We start from the raw sequence: 17,851 nt of genomic DNA, 5'->3' as shown, positions 1-17,851 counted from the left end.
CATGGTTGTTGGTGATGCTTCCCTAGATATTGACACTCTAATTATTGGTGCGGGCCCAGGCGGTTATGTAGCAGCGATCCGTGCTGCTCAACTTGGTCAAAACGTACTCATCGTGGATAAAGAACATGTAGGCGGCGTATGCTTGAATGTGGGCTGTATTCCATCGAAAGCACTTATTTCCGCTTCACATCAATATGAATCAATCAGTCACGCTTCCGCATTCGGTATCGAAGTTGGAGAAGCAAAGGTTGACTTTACTAAAGTGCAAGAGTTCAAAAACGGCATCGTGAAAAAATTGACAGGCGGCGTTGCTTCTCTTCTGAAAGCAAACAAAGTCCAATATTTCCAAGGCGAAGTTATGTTTATTAACGAAAACGAAGCGCGTGTATTCAACGATCAAGAAGCGCCTCGCTACCGTTTCAAAAACTGCATTATCGCTACAGGATCACGTCCAATTGAACTAAAAGCTTTCCCTTTCACTGGCCGTATCGTATCTTCAACAGGCGCATTGTCCTTGCCAGAAATTCCGAAGAGCCTTGTCGTTATCGGCGGCGGCTATATCGGTATCGAGCTTGGTCAAATGTACTCCAAATTCGGCACAAAAGTTACAGTAATTGAAGGCTCCGATGCAATTTTGCCGGGCTTTGACAAAGATATGTCCAACATCGTTGCGAAGAAACTAAAAAGCACGAATGTGGATATCATTACTGGCGCACAAGCAAAAGGTGCTGAGCAAACAGATAAAGATGTTACTGTAACTTATACAGTTGGCGATAAAGAAGAGAAAGTAACTGCGGATTACCTGCTCGTAACGGTTGGACGTCGTCCAAATACGGATGGTGAGCTAGGTCTTGACCTTATTAACGTGAAGCTGTCCGATCGTGGACTAGTTGAAGTTGATGAGCAATGCCGCACTAACATTCCTCATATTTATGCGATTGGCGATATCATTGCTGGACCTGCGCTTGCGCACAAAGCAATGTACGAAGGCCGTATCGCAGCTGAAGCCATTTCGGGTCAATCCAGTGTTATTGACTACAAATGTGTACCAGCAGTTTGCTTCTCTGATCCAGAATGCGCAAGCGTTGGCTTCAGTGAGAAGGAAGCAAAAGACAAAGGTCATAATGTAAAAGTTGGCAAATTCCCGTTCGCAATCAATGGACGCGCAATGTCGCTTAATGCAAATGAAGGCTTTGTTAAACTCGTATCCGATGCAGACTCCGGTCTTGTACTTGGTGCGCAAATCATCGGTATTGAGGCTTCCAATATGATTGCTGAGCTTGCTTTGGCTATCGAAATGGGCGCAACGCTTGAGGATATCGCACTTACAATTCACGCGCATCCTACACTTGGTGAAATCGTGCTTGATGCAGCTGAGGTTGCACTTGGCCACCCGATCCACACTTTCATTAAATAAATCGCAATAATGCTATCGTTTTGCGACAACAGAGGTCACGCGGCTCTCCAGCCGGCGGGGCCTCTTTGCGCTTCAAGAGCTTTAATCCAACAAATAGGAGGCGTACACGAGCATGGAACAATTAACGAAACTGGCTAGAGAATCACGTACAATTATGACGCAGCTGATCTTTCCTTTGGATACGAATCATTTTGATACGATGTTTGGCGGAAAGCTGATGGAGTACATGGATAAGGTTGCTGCGATCTCAGCCATGAGACATGCACGGATGCAAGCTGTAACCGCATCAACGGACAGTCTTGATTTCTTGGCGCCGATTCGGGTCGGAGAAGTTATTGAGGTTGAAGCCTTTGTTTCGTGGACACATCGCAGCTCGATGGAAGTGTTCGTGTCCGTTCGTTCCGAAAATTTGTTCAGAGGAGAGCGCAAAACGACAGTTACTGCTTTTTTCACTTTTGTTGCTATTGATGATCATGGCAAACCTGCTATTGTTCCAACTGTCGTCCCAGAGACAGAAGAGGAGATAAAGCTGCATCTTTCCGCTCCTGAGAGGCATGCGCTGCGAAAGAAACGAAAACAGGACAGAAACCCTAGTTGATGATATAATTATTGTTATTTTTCTGATTTTTTTCATGATAGGGAGCAATGTCTAAATGAGCAAAAGCGAACAAACCTACCTGCAGTTGTTAAAATATGTTTTAGAGCATGGAACAAAAAAAGAGGATCGAACAGGTACAGGAACGATCTCTACTTTTGGCTATCAAATGCGTTTTGATCTTAGCGAAGGTTTTCCGATGCTTACAACTAAACGTGTGCCATTCAAATTAATTGCCAGTGAGTTGATTTGGTTTATTCAAGGAGATACGAACATTCGTTATCTGCTGCAGCATAATAATAATATTTGGAATGAATGGGCGTTCAAAAGATGGGTGGAGAGCGCATCCTACACGGGCCCTGACATGACGAATTTTGGTCTTCGGTCGCAAACGGATGCTGAATTCTCTAAAGTATATGACGAGCAAATGGACCTCTTTAAGCAGAACATCTTAACGGATGACCAGTTTGCCGCTGAATTCGGTGAGCTCGGCAACGTGTATGGCAAGCAGTGGAGAGAGTGGAAGACGACGCAAGGGGATGCGATTGATCAGCTTAAGGATGTCATTGCTACGATTAAGAAAAACCCGGATTCGAGAAGACTGATCGTCTCCGCTTGGAATCCAGAAGACGTTCCCAGCATGGCACTGCCTCCTTGCCACACGATGTTCCAATTCTATGTAACAAACGGCAAGCTTTCATGCCAGCTTTATCAGCGAAGCGCTGACATTTTCCTAGGCATACCATTTAACATCGCAAGTTATGCCTTATTGACCCACATGATTGCACACGAATGCGGGCTTGAAGTGGGAGACTTCATTCATACGCTTGGAGATGCCCACATTTACACGAATCATTTGGAGCAAATCGAGCTTCAGCTCAGCAGAGAGTCAAGACCGCTCCCTCAGTTAAAATTAAACACAGACAAAAAATCAATCTTCGACTTTGCAGTTGAGGATTTATCGATTGAGGATTATAACCCGCATCCAACGATTAAAGCTCCGGTTGCTGTGTAAATTCATATTCTTTTTTAAAAATGAAGAAAGGAGTTAACCATTATGAATATTACTTTGATTGCCGCTATGGATCGCAATAGAACTATAGGAATAGGAAACAAGCTGCCATGGCGTTTGCCAGCAGAAATGGCTTTTTTCAAGAAGATGACGATTGGTAAAACAGTACTCATGGGCCGTAAGACGTTTGAATCCCTGCCTAAGCCATTGGTTGATCGTAAAAATGTCGTATTGACACGTCAAACGGATTTCCACCCTGAGGGCTGTGAAATCGTACATTCGATTAAAGAAGCGCTAGAATTATATACAGCTGAAGAGCTTGTTGTGATAGGCGGTGCTGATATTTACGAGCAGTTCTTGCCCTTCGCTAATAAAATTTTGCTTACAAAAGTGGAAGCAGATATTGAAGGCGGAGATGCATTTTTTCCTGCATTCTCTGATTCGCAGTGGAAGCTTGTGGAAAGCGAGAGCAGAGATAGTGATGAAAAAAACAAGTATGCTTTCACGTTTCAAACGTTTATTCGGTCGGAAGTATAGCTTTTTAAGGTAAAACCGAACGTTTGACGAACGATATGTCAGAAAGTGCAAATGATTGTACGCATAATCCATTACCTTCATAAGTACTTGAATGCTAGGATGTTGTAAAATAGTAAACGAGTGCTTTAGACAAAATATTCGTTTTCGCAGAAAGTTCGTTATTGAATATTTTAAGAATTCCCGATATAGTTTTAAAGAGAATCTAAGCAGTGTTAACGGGAAATATGGATGGAGGAAATGCGATCATGTCTACACCTACTGGTTTTATGGAATTTCAGCGCGAATTGCCGGCCGATCGCGACCCGCTAGAGCGTATCAAAGACTGGCAAGAGTTTCATAAGCATTTTTCGGATGAGCAGTTAAAAACACAAGGCGCTCGCTGCATGGACTGTGGTACACCATATTGCCACACTGGCATTGAACTGGCAGGTTCGGTTTCAGGCTGCCCAGTAAACAATCTCATTCCAGAATGGAATAATTTGATTTATCGCGGGTTATGGCGTGAAGCGCTAGACCGTCTGCATAAAACGAATAATTTCCCTGAATTCACAGGCCGCGTTTGTCCAGCACCGTGTGAGGGATCTTGTACGGTTGGTTTAATAGGTGATGCTGTAACGATCAAAACGATCGAACAAGCAATCATTGATCGCGGGTTTGAAGAGGGCTGGGTTGTTCCACATCCGCCAAAAGTCCGCACAGGCAAACGAATTGCCGTAGTAGGCTCTGGCCCTGCTGGGATGGCAACTGCTGCACAACTGAATAAAGCAGGACATACCGTAACCGTATATGAGCGCGCAGATCGCATCGGCGGCTTGCTAACCTATGGTATTCCTACAATGAAGCTTGAAAAACATGTGGTTCAGCGCCGTGTTGATATTATGGCAGCAGAGGGCGTTGAGTTTGTAACGAATACAGAGATCGGCAAAGATATTACAGCTTCTGAGCTCGTTAATAACTTTGACGCAGTCGTTCTATGCGGAGGCTCGACAAGAGCTCGCGACGTTGAAATGGAAGGCCGCGATTTGAACGGTGTTCACATGGCAATGGATTACTTGAATGGCACAATTAAGAGCTATTTGGATTCGAATCTTGAAGATGGAAACTATATTTCCGCGAAAGACAAGGACGTTATCGTTATTGGCGGTGGAGATACTGGATCGGACTGCGTGGCTACTGCACTGCGTCACGGTTGTAAGTCGGTTACGCAATTCGGCACACATGCGAAAGCGCCGCTAGTGCGAGACAACGATAAAAATCCATGGCCGCAATTCCCGAATGTGTACACGCTGGATTATGCACATGAGGAAGCAAAAGCACTATTTGGCGAAGATCCTCGAGCGTTTTCTGTACTAACGAAGAAATTTGTTGGCGATGGCAATGGAAACCTTAAAGAACTTCATACCGTTCAAATTGAACGTACGGTTGATGAGACTGGACGTAAAATATATAGTGAAATTCCAGGAACAGAAAAAGTATGGCCTGCAGATCTTGTATTTATTGCAGTAGGTTTTGAAGGCCCAGAAACAACGCTGATTGAGCAGCTTGGACTTGCACAAGACCGTCGTACAAACGTAAAAGCGACTTATGGCAAATACAACACAAATGTGGATAAAGTATTTGCTGCAGGCGACATGCGCCGTGGTCAAAGCTTAGTGGTTTGGGCGATTAATGAAGGTCGCGAGGCCGCTCGTGAAGTGGATAAATATTTGATGGGATCATCGATGCTTCCTTAAATATTGGACGTATGATAATAATTATGATGGATGAGAAGCGCCTTAGGGCGCTTTTCTTGCTGTGTATAGGGTCATTACTATCCCGCAGATGAAGGCTTTTATTGTAAAATATCAATTTACGGTTAGCGAGAAGGAACAAATCACAGCTTTTATACTGCCGCTGCACATTCAAGAAGAAATTCAAAAACTAAGCTCACTGTCCTAAGGAAACTTGTGGTAAAATCGGATTGAGATGACGCGAAGGGGCGATTCGTCATGGCAGCCGATGAAGCATATGTTTTGTCACCAACAGACGTTCGAAATATTCGAAGTTATGTACAACACAAATACGCTGCGCTGCCTGGGGAAAAACGAGCAGAAATTGTAGCGGATGCAGTCAAACGCATAATACATAAGCAATTACCGAATTTCGAGACCAGCATTAAACGCTCCGTCACAGAAATGCTCATTAGAACAGCTGTTTTGGAGCGGCAAAGACCGGTTAGAGCGGAAGATATTTTTCAAGCCTGCTTAGAGCTAGATCGAACCTCGGCAGAAATATATGATCCGTTCCATGATTGGCTGGAGGAGCAGCTGCTCATAAGCTGCAAGAAGCCTCTCATGCAGCGTGTAATGGACGAACTCGTATTAAACGGGGAGCAATCGGGTGTAGCTTCAAATGAGGCTGATAATGGCCTTCTGACGCAGCTGAGAGGATTGCTTATTACTGAAGGTGCTGAATCGCGTAATATGACGCAAGCTTCAACTCAAGCAGAGGTCATTTCATTACCTGCAACGATATGGAGCAATACGTTAGCACGTAGGATTAGTACGAGAACTTATATATACAGCACATTAAGTATTCTATTAATTGCAGCTACTTTATTGTATGGCTGGTCTTTAAATTTTCCGTCTGACAACAAGCTGCAGCCACCCGTTGTTGTGAACCAAGTTCAACCTATTGTTGTTCCTGTAGACGGGCTGCCTATCGAGCTTCGTTATCAAGAAATTGATCAAGCTCGGTTGATCTCATTTTTAAAGACGAAATCATCCATACTAGCTGAGGAGCCTTATTTTGGAGCAATTATAACGGCAGCGCAAGCCTTCGATATTCATCCGGCCGTCTTATTCGCTATAACTGGACAAGAGCAAGGGTTTGTACCAAAAACGAATAAGCAGCATAAAGAGATTGCCAATAATCCTTTTAATGTTTTTCATAGCTGGCAGGATTTTAACACCAATATTAAGCAATCGGCAGAAATTGCGGCGCGAACCGTATTTAACTTAAGCAAGGATAGACCGGCAGAAGTAGATCCTTTTACATGGATTAATCGAAAGTATGCGGAAGACCCGAAGTGGTCGGACGGTGTTCGTTCGATTTTCGCCAAAATCATTGCCTATATGGAGAAGCCGGCTATTAACACAGACCTTCCGTGAACCCAATTGGGACAACTCTCCCACTTGGGTTTGCTTTTTTCTATGGAGAAATTTCAAACTTGATATGGGGAAAAACATTTCTTTTTTGCGCGGAAATCTGTAAAATGTTCTAGTGGCTGTACAGTGCGAAACGTTTATAGCTAATTGTGGAGAGCGATAGACGTTAGACTTTCGAAAAGCTTAATGAAGGAGCGATAATCTTTTGAAGACACTAATCATTGCGGAAAAACCTGATATGGGACGAAATATAGCAGCCGCAATCGATCCTAAAGCAAAAAATCACCGTTCCTACATAGAAGGCGAGCATTATATTATTACATGGGCGATCGGTCATTTAATCGGTCTTGCAGAGCCTGATGCCTATGATGATCGTTACAAAAAGTGGAATATTAATGATCTTCCCATTATACCGACACAGTTCAAGCTCGTACCGAACAAAAAAACAATCGATCAGCTTAAGGTTATCGGTGATCTGGCAAAACGCAGTAATTTACTTGTCAACTCTTGTGATGCCGGGCGAGAAGGGCAATATATTTTTTCCCTTATCCAGCGTCATCTTAAGTTAAACCAACCCGTTAAGCGGCTCTGGATTTCAGACCTTACACCAGAGACGATTCGAAAAGGGTTCGAGGAATTGAAAGAGGGCGCCGAATATGAGAATTTGACCCGCGCGGCAACAGCAAGAAGCGAGGCGGATTGGCTGATCGGCATGAACGGTTCACGTGCTTTTACAACGAAGCATAATGTGCTGCTATCGGTTGGCAGAGTTCAGACGCCAGTGCTTGCCCTTATATATGATCGGCAGAAGCAAATTGAAGCATTCTCCTCTTTGAAATTTTTTGAACTGGAAGGACACTTCACACAGGATGAAATGACGTACCGCGGCATGTGGCAGGCCGAGAGAATGACAGATCAAGCAAAAGTTGAGGCCGTTGCGGCAAAGGTTAAAGGCAAGGCGGGACGAATTGCGTCTTATGAAGTTAAGGATACGAAGGAGTATCCGTTTAAGCTATACGATCTCACTCTTTTGCAGAGGGAAGCCAATGGCAAATATGCTTTTTCTGCGAAAAAAACGTTGGATACAGCACAGGCTTTGTACGAGAAGCATAAAGTTATTTCTTATCCGAGAACAAACTCAAATTACGTGACTGAGCAGAACATTCCTGAAATGCACAAAACGTTGAATGCACTTCAAGGTACCGCCTATGATGATCTCGTCAAAGGGGCTAATCGGAGCCTTGTGCATAAGGGAAATAAATTTATTTGCAACCCAACTAAGGTTGAGGATCACCATGCCATTTTGCCAACGAATCGTAAAGCAAATGGACTTAGCCCTGATGAGCAAAAGCTGTATGATTTGATCGTGCGAAGGTTTTTGTCGCAATTTTATCCAGCTGCTGAATATAAGGTACACACCGTCTTGACTGAGGTAGAAAACGAAATGTTCAAAACGACGGTTAAGGAGCTTCTTAGCTTAGGATGGAAGGTCATCTATGCTGACCAGAAGAAGGAGAAGGCAAAACCTTCAGCCAAAAGCAAGGATAAGGAAGAAGCAGAGGACGAAGAAATTGAAGTAAATGAGCCGTTCTCCATATCAGCAGATGCAGGGATTATCTGTTCGGATGCCATTGTGAAAGAGAAGGACACACAGCCTCCCAAGCATTACACGGAGGGTACACTGCTTAAAGCAATGGAGAGCGCAGGCAAACAAATTGAGGACGAGGATGTCCGAGATGCAATGAAAGATTCAGGATTAGGTACACCAGCTACGCGCGCAGCTACGATTGAGCGGCTGAAAAACGTTGGTTATGTGGAAATGCAGGGCAAAAAAATACAAGTTACACAAAAAGGACGAACGGCAATTGAGCTGATTCGTGGTGCTGGTATTGATTTGCTTACCTCTCCTGAGATGACGGGGTTGTGGGAGCGACGATTGAACGAGATATCCCGAGGAACAGCTTCGGATGGACAATTCATGGAAAATGTAAAAAAATTCGCGACGATGATCGTGGACAAGGTTCGCGTTCAATCACGAGCCGCCAAAACATCATTTGAGAGTGAAGCTCCTGCTTCCGGCAAGGGCTCTGGCGGGAAGTCAGGTACAGCGACTCGCACCCGTACAGCCTCAACTAAAACGGCTGGAGCGGCAAAAAAAGCGGCATCAGCTGCTTCTACTGTATCAGGCAGCCCGACTGTTATTGCCACTTGTCCAAGGCCAGGCTGTGGCGGTTCCATCTTTATGGGGCGCAAAGGCTATGGCTGTTCTCACTATAAGGAAGGTTGTAAATTCGTTATATGGAAAGAAAGCTTTGGCAGGAATTTGACGGATACCCAGGTGAAAGCTTTAGTCGAGAAGGGGAAGACGACTAAGCTGAAGCTTGAGCTTCCGGATGGTACGCCTGGAGAAGGAAAAATAGTGCTTAGAAATGTGGATACCGGAGAACTGGCAATCGAACAGTAGAGGCCATTTTTCTCACATAGAAAATACCCGAATTCGTCCTCTGATGCTTCTGGCGAATTCGGGTTTATTTGTTTTTGTTATTCCATTATCGATTAACGTACCCATGAATTGCGCCTGGGACATCCTTTAGATGATCCAAGGTTAAAAAAGCACCTTTTGGTTCCACTTCAATCTGAATGATGTTATATTCCCATTCGGTTATCGCACGCATATGAATAGCGTGAATACCTGCTGTTAATGCAGGAACAACATCGGTTCGAATGGAATTGCCAACCATCCACGTACTGTTGCGATCGAAGACACCATTGGACAAAATGGTTTCTAATGCGTCGCTATTTTTGACACGGCGAATGTAGATGCGGGAATCGAAATAACGCTCCAAGTTTAATTTCTCAATCTTGCGTCGTTGAATAGGCATCTCGCCCCCCGTATAGAGATGAAGCTCATGGCCGGCCTCCGCTAGTGAGAACAAGGTTTGTTCCATATTTGGATACGGCTCGGTATCGTGCTCATATACGCTTAAGCCAAGCTTCCATAGAAAGTTTTCTTCGTTTGTTGATCTCTTGCGACCAGTCAAATGAGAGAAGTGAATGTAAGTATCAACAAACGATTGTGGGAAATGCTCGCTTTTAAATCCGAATACGGCTACGCCGGCAATATCGATCTCCATTTGCTTGTCTCGGATGGCTTGTATTGAAACGAGGGGAGAGCTGCCGAACCAAGTGGTCATCGCATCAATAAATTGATCAATGACCAAGTAAAAGTATTTATTGCAGTGAATTAATGTATCGTCGAGGTCAAACATAATTTGTTGCTTCATGTATACGATCTCCTTTGCAAAACTTGAAACTGTATGATCAATCTACCGCAAGTGGCAGGGTCGAGTCAATGTAGGGTGTAAGAGAGGAACTGCTTTTACATACATATTCAATCATATCGGCATAATGATAGTGGAGGTGATTGCAATGGCTATCAACAAAAACGGCAATGGAGAATCTCGTCAAAATCATTCTACCTTGCGTGGACAGTCAGGCAAGCTTAAAACCGATAAATTCGCGAAGCGGCCTGCGAGCTTAAACGGTATTAACAAACAGCTCCCTTAATGAAGCAAGTTTTTAAAAACACAGAAGGAGAGCTTGAATTGCTTCAGCTCTCCTTCTAATCCATGTTATGCATATTTAAGCTGTGAAGCTTTTAATTGATTCTTAATGAAAGCGATACGCCTGCGAACGTAGAAGTCCTTGCTGGCGCCCTTTAAATCTTTGGGAGTGATCACCTCCTCTGCAACATTATCGATGATAATAAGCCGTCCATCGGCGTAAAACTTAAAAGTTAAGTCGCGTCCAGGACGTTCATTCTCTACATATCGGAAATTTTCGCAGATGTTATTCATGGTGATCAGGCCTCCTTCAAAATGTTGAATTCGTCGATCATTAGAACGTTTGTTCTTGTTTTTATTATACCAAACATTTGTTCGTATGGAAACTGTTTTTTGTTTAACGTAAACTAGATTCATAGAAGCAGTTGCTGCAAACAGAAGGAGAGCGGAAAATGATCAAAGTAAAGAACTTATCCAGACGTATTCCAGGCGGGCCTAAGGTGCTCGATGATATTAGCTTTGAGGCTTATCCTGGCGACTTTATTGCCATTAAAGGTGATAGCGGAAGCGGGAAGTCCACACTTCTTCGGTGCCTAGCTTTGCAAGAAAAGTGGAGTGAAGGCTCCTATCAATTTGATGGCAAAGATATTTTCAAAGAAGGATTCAAAGGCAAGCTTAAAGTTCGCAGAGAGGTTGCTTATGTGGAAGAAAAACCTTTTCTATTCCCGAACAAGACGGGATTAAAAAATGTTATTATCGGTTCAATTTCACAAACGCCTGCTTGGCGGAGATGGACCGGGATGGTACGTAATGATGATTATATGGGCGCAATGGATATGATCGAAAAACGCGGCCTGCTTGATAAAGCACATCAGAAGGCGAGCACTCTAAGCGGGGGCGAACGGCAGCGTATGGCTATTGCAAGAGCACTCGTTCATGGCGCTAAAGTCATTGCAGCCGACGAGCCGGTTTCGGGTCTTGATCCCCATACAGCGGATCAAGTCCTAACTGATTTGAAAGCGCTATGCAAGGAGCAAGGCGTTATTGTGATCGCTGTTATGCATCAGGGGGACTGGGCGGAGCGATTTGCTGATCAAATTCTCGGCTTGAAAGACGGTAAACTTGTTCTAAACGTAAGCGGCAGAAGATTGACTGAACGCGAGAAGGCACTCCTGTGAACGAGATCGTACTACGTCTCATAACAGAAGATGAGCTTGACGCTGCTATTAAGCTAGAACAAAAATGCTATTCTCCTGAAGCTGCTGCTACCATGGCGGGGTTTCAATTTCGCTATAAGCATTATCGTTCATTCTTTTGGTCAGCTTGGCTTGGCGACCAATTAATTGGAATAACAAACGGCATCCGTACTTCACAGACTGATTGCGGAGATGAGATGAAGGGGAATCAAGCTGATTTTTTTGAGGGGAACAACTTTTGCATCCTTTCTATAGCAGTTGATGCGCATTATCGCGGGCATGGAATCGGCACGATGTTGCTGAGGAAGCTGATTGAACAATGTAGATCATCACGCATTGAAACCATAATACTGATGTGCGAGGAGCATCTGATTCCGTTCTACGAATCGGAGCAATTTGAGCGTAGAGGGGTATCCGCTTCTACGCATGGCGGAATCGTTTGGCATGAGATGAGACGTGTATTGCATACAATGGAGCATCTTACCGAATAGGAAGGTGTCTTTCATATGTCATTTCAACCGCCAGTCGTTATCCAAACGGCAAAAGCTGATTTTCCGAAAGCCGAGCTGTCTTTGCCTTATGTGAGCGGAGGCAGAAGCGAAGCTGCAGATAAAAAGATTAACCATACGATTCATCATACCGTGCAGCAGATGGTTCATAATCAAGGCTCGCTTGATGATCCGAGAGCGCAGATGCTAGGTTATTTTGAACAGAAAAATAATCAAAAGGATTATCTTAGTCTTTCCTTGTTCAATTATGCCTTTACTGGTGGAGCTCATGGCTTGACGCTTCAGCAATCGCTTACTTTTAAGCAATCGACAGGACAAACCTATACGCTGGCCCAGCTGTTTAAGCCTGGGTCGGATTATGTGGGACGGATAAGCGCTATCGTGAGCGCACAAATCTTGGCAAGAAAGATTGATACGCTGGAGCCTTTCAAATCCATAAGACCTGACCAGGACTATTACGTAGCGGACCGTTCACTTGTCGTCTATTTCCAGCTATATGAGCTGGCGGCTTATGTGTTTGGATTTCTGTATTTTCCAATATCCGTCTACGAACTGCAAGATATCATTAATGAAGATGGTCCACTTGGTCCGATGCTGGTTAATGACTAATTCTGAATGAAACCATTTTCTCTTAGCAGTTATTCAGCCTAAGAACATAAGGAGACGACGCATTGATATATTTTCTCATATTATTCGCAGCAGCATTAATTGTCGCGGTGTCGTTTGTCTTCTTTCACCAACGAAAAATGGAAAAGGAGCAGCAACGCTCCATCGAAAGGACGCCTGTTTTACCATCCGCGACAGTTACGTCAATATCTACGAATCGAATAGCAGATCAACCCCTTGCTGAGGCATCTGCGAAAGCAACTATAAGCTCGATGCCTTATTCAGCAGATATGCTCTATAAGATTTTAGTTGTAGATGATCAACCCGCTATTCGAATGATGCTTGTTGAATTGTTTGCTGCACAGGGAATTGATGTTTATGAAGCTGAAAGCGGCAGTATCGCCTTGGACATTTACGAGAAGCAGAAGCCGAATTGTGTACTGCTTGATTTGAAAATGCCCGAAATGGATGGGATAGAAATTTTGCGCGGGATAAGAATGCTGTCGCCAGAGGTGCCTGTCATTCTCATAACGGCATATGCAGATCCAGACATAATGGAAGAGGCGCTTGCGCTTGGCATTACACATTGTTTTACGAAGCCCTTTGATATCATAGAGCTCAAATCACTCGTTTATGGAATACTGGAGCAAAGTTCTAATCAAGCTAAGTGAAAAAAATAGAAATCAATCGACTCGCATCTTGATGGATGCGAGTTTTTGTTATGCGCTTTAATCATTCTTCCTTTTGCATGTGACATCCAAACCACTCATACAGTTACGTAGGAGGGTGATTGGATGATTTTAATGCTAGCGGGATTATTATTATTTGCGATTGTCATTGCCGTGATTATTGCCATTGCGTTTAAAGCGCAACAGTCCATTTCATTATCTAAGCATCAGAATCTAATTGGTTATGGCTTGCAGGCGCAGTTGCTGCAGGACAAACATGATTTGCATCGTTATGGTTTAGCGCAGCAGCTTAGACGGCGGTTCGGCGGGTTATCGTCATTTGGTTTATCGTTTAATGTGCTCGGTCTAATTGGAAGCTCAGCTTTTTTGTTTGGGCCAGCGATCGGAGAGGGGGGACCGTCGGTTATTGGATTTGGTTTGCCTATAATCGCTTTATTTGCACTTATTTTAAGTGCATCTCTCGCAGAACTCTCATCTGTGACACCGACTGCAGGCGGGATTTATCATACGGCATCCTCATTAGGCGGGCGCTCATGGGGAGTGCGAGCAGGCTGGCTTCAAGCAGCTGGACATTTAGCTATGCTTACGCTGCTAAACTGCGCATGTGCAGCTTTACTGGACGGTTTGATGTCCGCTCGAATTGGTTATCAAACCTCGGATTTCACTTTTTGGTGTGTCGTTGCAGTGCTGACTGCTTCCCAAGGTGCTGTGAACCACTTTGGAAACCGGATGTTAAGCAAGCTGCAAGCAGGCGGCGTTATACTGCAAGTATTTATCGCTTTATTCATTATTGCTGGGCTAGCTTGGCTTGCATGGCCAGGCAGCTATTCTCCTGTATTGATGTATCAATTTCAAAATGCAGAGTGGAATGGTACCGTGCAGGCGGGATCATTCGTCAGCGGTACGCTCCTTTTGTTAAAGCTATTTATTGGCATGGAGGGCTCAAGCCAAGGCTCGGAAGAAACAATTGATCCTCGTGTACGAGCACCTTGGTCGATTTTTTTATCTACTGCTTACACATTTGTTATTGGTTTTGTACTTCTGAGCTTTATGCTTATATCCATTCCATTGTCTAACGGACCAAGCTGGTTGGGAACGTTTCTACAAACGGCAGCTGCTGGCTGGGGCGGCACCAGTATAATCATTATTTTTGTCATTCTATCATTATGGAGCAGCGGACTGCAGACGATGACAGTATGCTCGCGGATTGTATACAGCTTAGCGCGTGATGGCGCCATGCCGCTGAGCCAACGGTGGTCTAACGTGTCGGAGCGGCATCAGACGCCCATTCCTGCCGTCTGGTTGTGTGCGGTCATTTCACTAACTATTCTTCTCATTGCTTTTTTCAGCTATAGAGAAGATACAATCATTTTTCTTCTAACTGCAGCGATAATATGTTTAAATTCATCTTATGCCATACCGATTGCCTGGAAAATAAAACAGGGAAAGAACCATACACGGTTGCATGCTTCACCGTGGCATTTGGGCAGCTGGAGTATCCCAATTCATGTGGTTTCTATAGCTTGGCTGCTCATAACAACGATATTGGCTGCTATATTCATCGATTATCGAGGCTCAATTGCAGCTTTTATCATCCTTACTTTAATCTTTTTCATGGAGCTAAAGTATCGGCAAAAACATGAGATGAGCCTGCAGAGCAGAGTTAATCGTTCGCGCAAGGAGCTTTATTTTATGGAAAGAAAGTTTCCTTTAAATTAATCTGTTGATCGATGCTGCGGGAAATAATGATATGCTCATTCAGGAAATAGTCGGACTATTTAAAAAACATTTCCCGGGGAAACGCAATAAGTAACAGAAAAGAGAGGTTTTCGACAGCCAGTGGCTAACGCAAGTAGAATGTGTCGAAAGCGTTGCGGGTAAAGGGAAAATCACAAAAATTATTGATATAGTCATCTCTCTTTGCCAACATCTCCCTAAGAAGATTATAATAGTCAAATGAGAGATCATTATAGGAGGAACGAAGAGAATGACACATCATATAGAAACAGCTAAACTTGTGTCACTAAATATAGGAATGCCGAAATCAATAACACATGGCAGCAAAGAAGTATTAACAGGAATCTATAAGCAGCCTTCACTAGCAACCCATGCTTTGAGCACTATAGGACTTGAGGGCGATGGACAAGGCGATACGATTCATCATGGTGGACCGGACAAAGCGGTATGCGTCTATTTCGAGCAACGATACGCCTATTGGCGTGAGAAATACGAGGAGCCATTTGATTACGGAGCCTTTGGTGAAAACTTTACCCTCTCGAGCTGGACAGAAGGAGATTTGTGCATCGGCGATATAATCCAGGCAGGTGATGTGATCCTCCAAGTAAGTCAGCCAAGACAGCCGTGCTATAAGCTGGGGCTGCGGCATAAGCTGCCGGAATTGCCGGGACATGTTCAGCGTGAAGGCTACACAGGTCTTTATTTCCGCGTACTCCAAGAGGGCCATATACAGGCAGGGATGACGTTTGAAATTAAATATAAACATCCGGCCCGTAAAACGGTTATGGAAGCTAACCGTGTCATGTACCGTGATAAAGATGACATAAAGGGAATAAGAGAGCTGCTTGAAGTGAAAGAATTGGCTGCGAGCTGGCAGGAACAGCTAGGGGCTCGCTTGACAAGATTGCAGCTTGATCAATAAGGAGGCTTGTCTGCTTTGACCGACACCATAGATTTTACAACGTATTTAGATGCATATGCGTTCGCCGAGCCTTGTCATATTGAGAGCCGGGATAGCGGAATGAATAATACGACTCGAATCATTTCGTCGGGAAATAAAAAATTTGTCCTGCGCATTTACAATAACCATAAGGATATGGATATTGTAAGGCTTGAACATGAGGTACTGAACGACTTGAATAAACAGAAGCTAACCTTTAAGGTGCCGATTCCCGTTCAGAATAAACAAGGCGAAACGATTAGCGTTGCAACAGACGGCACCTTATCGTCATTATTTCAGTTTATTGATGGTGACCGACCGACGGTTTCAAACCCAGCGCATGTTTATGCGCTAGGCGTTACAGCTGCGAGGCTTTCTAGCGCTATGAGCGGAATAAACCCAAAAGGCTTACCGCTTTATAGCCCTTATTTTATGCTGGAGAATACATATGCCTTGATGGATGAGGACGCCTTTTTTGCAATGGCGGAGCTTTCCGTAGATCTTAAAGGTAGAAAATCAAGCTTCATGGCCTTGCATGAGGAGCGCCTGAAGCTAAAAGAGGATTGTAATCAACTGGTCGGGCTGCCGGAACAATGGATCCATGGTGATTTGGTATTTAATAATACGGTATGTCAAGGTGATGAAATCGTAGGCGTGCTGGATTTTGAATTCACGACTGTCGATGTTAGAGCGATGGAGCTTGCTGTCATTATTGTCGATATCATAAAACCAGATGACCTAAATATAAAAGAGAAGGTGAAGCTTTTATTGCAGGGATATCAGGATACGAATCCGTTAACTCTTCATGAAATTAAGATATTGCCGATATTAATGAAATTAAGATTGCTTGATGTAGCATTGCATTTTGCCATACGCTTAAGAGATAATTTAGATGATGAGGAAATACTTTGCGGCATTATCGATCAGTCAGCATTTGGCTGCCGCTGGATTAATGAACATTGGGAGGATGATTTTTCATGAGTTTAGCCAAAGCACTCGGATACGGCGAGAACGAAAAACTGCTCATTATTAACGCAGATGACTATGGAGTATGCCATTCGGTAAATGTCGGCATTCAGCAGCTGCTGCTAGAACAAACGGTGAGCTCGGCGACGATTATGATGCCTTGCGGCTGGGCAAGGGAAGCAGCACTATGGAGTGCAAGGCATCCGCAAATCGATGTGGGTGTCCATTTCACATTTACTAGCGAATGGGATATGTACCGCTGGGGTCCAGTCAACCGCAAAGGAAGCACAAGTTCGCTTGTCACCCATGAAAATTATTTCCCAAAGGACAGTAAAACCTTTGAGCTGCAAGCTGATCCAGAGCAAGTAAAAGAAGAACTTATCGCACAAATTGAAATGGCTTTAGCTATGGGGATGAAACCATCGCATGCGGACAATCACATGGGAAGCTTGTATGGGTTAGCAACGGGCAGAAATTTCTTATCTATCGTTCTGGATGTATGCGCTTCCTATGGCCTGCCTTTCCGTTTGCCGCGTAATTTAAGGCAAAATATTGGTCAAGTGGCTTCTCCTGAGCTGGAAGAGCAAGCCAAACAGCTCGGAATGCTGGCGGATTCGAAGGGTGTTGTTATCCTTGATTATTTAATCGGCTTGCCGTTCCACTTGGAGGAGGGTGAAACATTTGATTCTCTAAAGGCAAGCATGCAGCAGGTACTTGAGGGTCTGCAACCAGGCGTTTCTGAAATTATTATACATCCGTCTCTTGTAACCGATGAGCTGAATGCTTTTCACATGCAGCCTCTAAAGCGGGGAATGGAGTTCGAATTATTCCGTGATGCTGAGATCAAGAATACGTTGCAAAAAGAAAACATCCGCATGATTCGCTGGAGTGAACTGCAAAAACTGCAGCGTGCTCGAACAGGCTTTACAACCTAACGA

The 17,851-nt window shown here is 44.1% G+C and carries 18 protein-coding genes; 16 read left to right on the top strand and 2 right to left on the bottom strand.

Features of this window, described 5'->3' with window-relative positions:
• Nucleotide 1 precedes the first annotated feature (1 nt).
• The 7 genes from lpdA (at nt 2) to AC0VYE_RS18065 (ending at nt 9,171) form a co-directional block, all read left to right on the top strand.
• Complete coding sequence (gene lpdA, locus AC0VYE_RS18095) at nt 2-1,417, top strand: dihydrolipoyl dehydrogenase (RefSeq protein ID WP_076265847.1); 1,416 nt, start codon at nt 2-4, stop codon at nt 1,415-1,417.
• A 112-nt stretch (nt 1,418-1,529) separates the two neighbouring features.
• Nucleotides 1,530-2,015: an acyl-CoA thioesterase gene (locus AC0VYE_RS18090; protein ID WP_475442475.1), complete on the top strand. Its 486-nt coding sequence runs from the start codon at nt 1,530-1,532 to the stop codon at nt 2,013-2,015.
• Between the two features lie 55 nt (nt 2,016-2,070).
• Nucleotides 2,071-3,027, top strand: coding sequence for a thymidylate synthase (locus AC0VYE_RS18085; RefSeq protein ID WP_076265849.1), 957 nt, complete (start codon nt 2,071-2,073; stop codon nt 3,025-3,027).
• Nucleotides 3,028-3,069: 42 nt separating this feature from the next.
• On the top strand, nt 3,070-3,561 hold the full coding sequence (locus AC0VYE_RS18080; RefSeq protein WP_076265850.1) for a dihydrofolate reductase: 492 nt from the start codon (nt 3,070-3,072) through the stop codon (nt 3,559-3,561).
• A gap of 245 nt (nt 3,562-3,806) precedes the next feature.
• Nucleotides 3,807-5,294 (top strand): glutamate synthase subunit beta, encoded by a 1,488-nt coding sequence (locus AC0VYE_RS18075; RefSeq protein ID WP_475442474.1) that lies wholly within the window; start codon nt 3,807-3,809, stop codon nt 5,292-5,294.
• A 255-nt stretch (nt 5,295-5,549) separates the two neighbouring features.
• Nucleotides 5,550-6,710, top strand: a complete 1,161-nt coding sequence (locus AC0VYE_RS18070) for a hypothetical protein (RefSeq protein WP_475442473.1) — start codon at nt 5,550-5,552, stop codon at nt 6,708-6,710.
• A gap of 202 nt (nt 6,711-6,912) precedes the next feature.
• Nucleotides 6,913-9,171: a type IA DNA topoisomerase gene (locus AC0VYE_RS18065; RefSeq protein ID WP_076265853.1), complete on the top strand. Its 2,259-nt coding sequence runs from the start codon at nt 6,913-6,915 to the stop codon at nt 9,169-9,171.
• An 85-nt stretch (nt 9,172-9,256) separates the two neighbouring features.
• Here the strand turns inward: AC0VYE_RS18065 and AC0VYE_RS18060 are convergent, their stop codons facing one another.
• Nucleotides 9,257-9,991, bottom strand: coding sequence for an HAD family hydrolase (locus tag AC0VYE_RS18060; RefSeq protein ID WP_076265854.1), 735 nt, complete (start codon nt 9,989-9,991; stop codon nt 9,257-9,259).
• A gap of 145 nt (nt 9,992-10,136) precedes the next feature.
• Here AC0VYE_RS18060 and AC0VYE_RS18055 point away from each other — a divergent pair, with 145 nt between their 5' ends.
• Nucleotides 10,137-10,274, top strand: coding sequence for a hypothetical protein (locus tag AC0VYE_RS18055; RefSeq protein WP_179089726.1), 138 nt, complete (start codon nt 10,137-10,139; stop codon nt 10,272-10,274).
• Between the two features lie 65 nt (nt 10,275-10,339).
• Here AC0VYE_RS18055 and AC0VYE_RS18050 read toward each other — a convergent pair whose 3' ends face one another.
• Nucleotides 10,340-10,564, bottom strand: a complete 225-nt coding sequence (locus AC0VYE_RS18050) for a hypothetical protein (RefSeq protein ID WP_076265855.1) — start codon at nt 10,562-10,564, stop codon at nt 10,340-10,342.
• A 158-nt stretch (nt 10,565-10,722) separates the two neighbouring features.
• Here AC0VYE_RS18050 and AC0VYE_RS18045 point away from each other — a divergent pair, with 158 nt between their 5' ends.
• From AC0VYE_RS18045 to AC0VYE_RS18010, 8 genes are all read left to right on the top strand, one after another.
• A complete protein-coding gene (locus AC0VYE_RS18045) occupies nt 10,723-11,448 on the top strand; it encodes a phosphonate ABC transporter ATP-binding protein (RefSeq protein WP_076265856.1) in 726 nt (241 codons plus the stop codon).
• Entirely contained in the window at nt 11,445-11,957 is a 513-nt protein-coding gene (locus tag AC0VYE_RS18040; RefSeq protein ID WP_475442472.1) for a GNAT family N-acetyltransferase, read from the top strand. The genes AC0VYE_RS18045 and AC0VYE_RS18040 overlap by 4 nt, the downstream gene beginning before the upstream one ends.
• Before the next feature lie 15 nt (nt 11,958-11,972).
• The gene (locus tag AC0VYE_RS18035) at nt 11,973-12,584 is read left to right on the top strand and encodes a DUF3298 and DUF4163 domain-containing protein (RefSeq protein WP_339202640.1); all 612 of its coding nucleotides are present in this window, start codon (nt 11,973-11,975) and stop codon (nt 12,582-12,584) included.
• A 62-nt stretch (nt 12,585-12,646) separates the two neighbouring features.
• Nucleotides 12,647-13,252 (top strand): response regulator, encoded by a 606-nt coding sequence (locus AC0VYE_RS18030; protein ID WP_475442471.1) that lies wholly within the window; start codon nt 12,647-12,649, stop codon nt 13,250-13,252.
• A 123-nt stretch (nt 13,253-13,375) separates the two neighbouring features.
• Nucleotides 13,376-14,989: an amino acid permease gene (locus AC0VYE_RS18025; protein ID WP_475442470.1), complete on the top strand. Its 1,614-nt coding sequence runs from the start codon at nt 13,376-13,378 to the stop codon at nt 14,987-14,989.
• A gap of 268 nt (nt 14,990-15,257) precedes the next feature.
• Complete coding sequence (locus AC0VYE_RS18020) at nt 15,258-15,929, top strand: MOSC domain-containing protein (RefSeq protein ID WP_475442469.1); 672 nt, start codon at nt 15,258-15,260, stop codon at nt 15,927-15,929.
• A gap of 15 nt (nt 15,930-15,944) precedes the next feature.
• On the top strand, nt 15,945-16,928 hold the full coding sequence (locus AC0VYE_RS18015) for a phosphotransferase (RefSeq protein WP_475442468.1): 984 nt from the start codon (nt 15,945-15,947) through the stop codon (nt 16,926-16,928).
• Complete coding sequence (locus AC0VYE_RS18010; RefSeq protein ID WP_076265862.1) at nt 16,925-17,848, top strand: polysaccharide deacetylase family protein; 924 nt, start codon at nt 16,925-16,927, stop codon at nt 17,846-17,848. The genes AC0VYE_RS18015 and AC0VYE_RS18010 overlap by 4 nt, the downstream gene beginning before the upstream one ends.
• The last annotated feature ends 3 nt before the right edge of the window (nt 17,849-17,851 follow it).

It is taken from the genome of Pristimantibacillus sp. Z349TD_6 (assembly GCF_056173205.1).
Note: the sequence above shows the minus strand (reverse complement) of the source record. Positions and strands in the feature narration are given on the sequence as shown.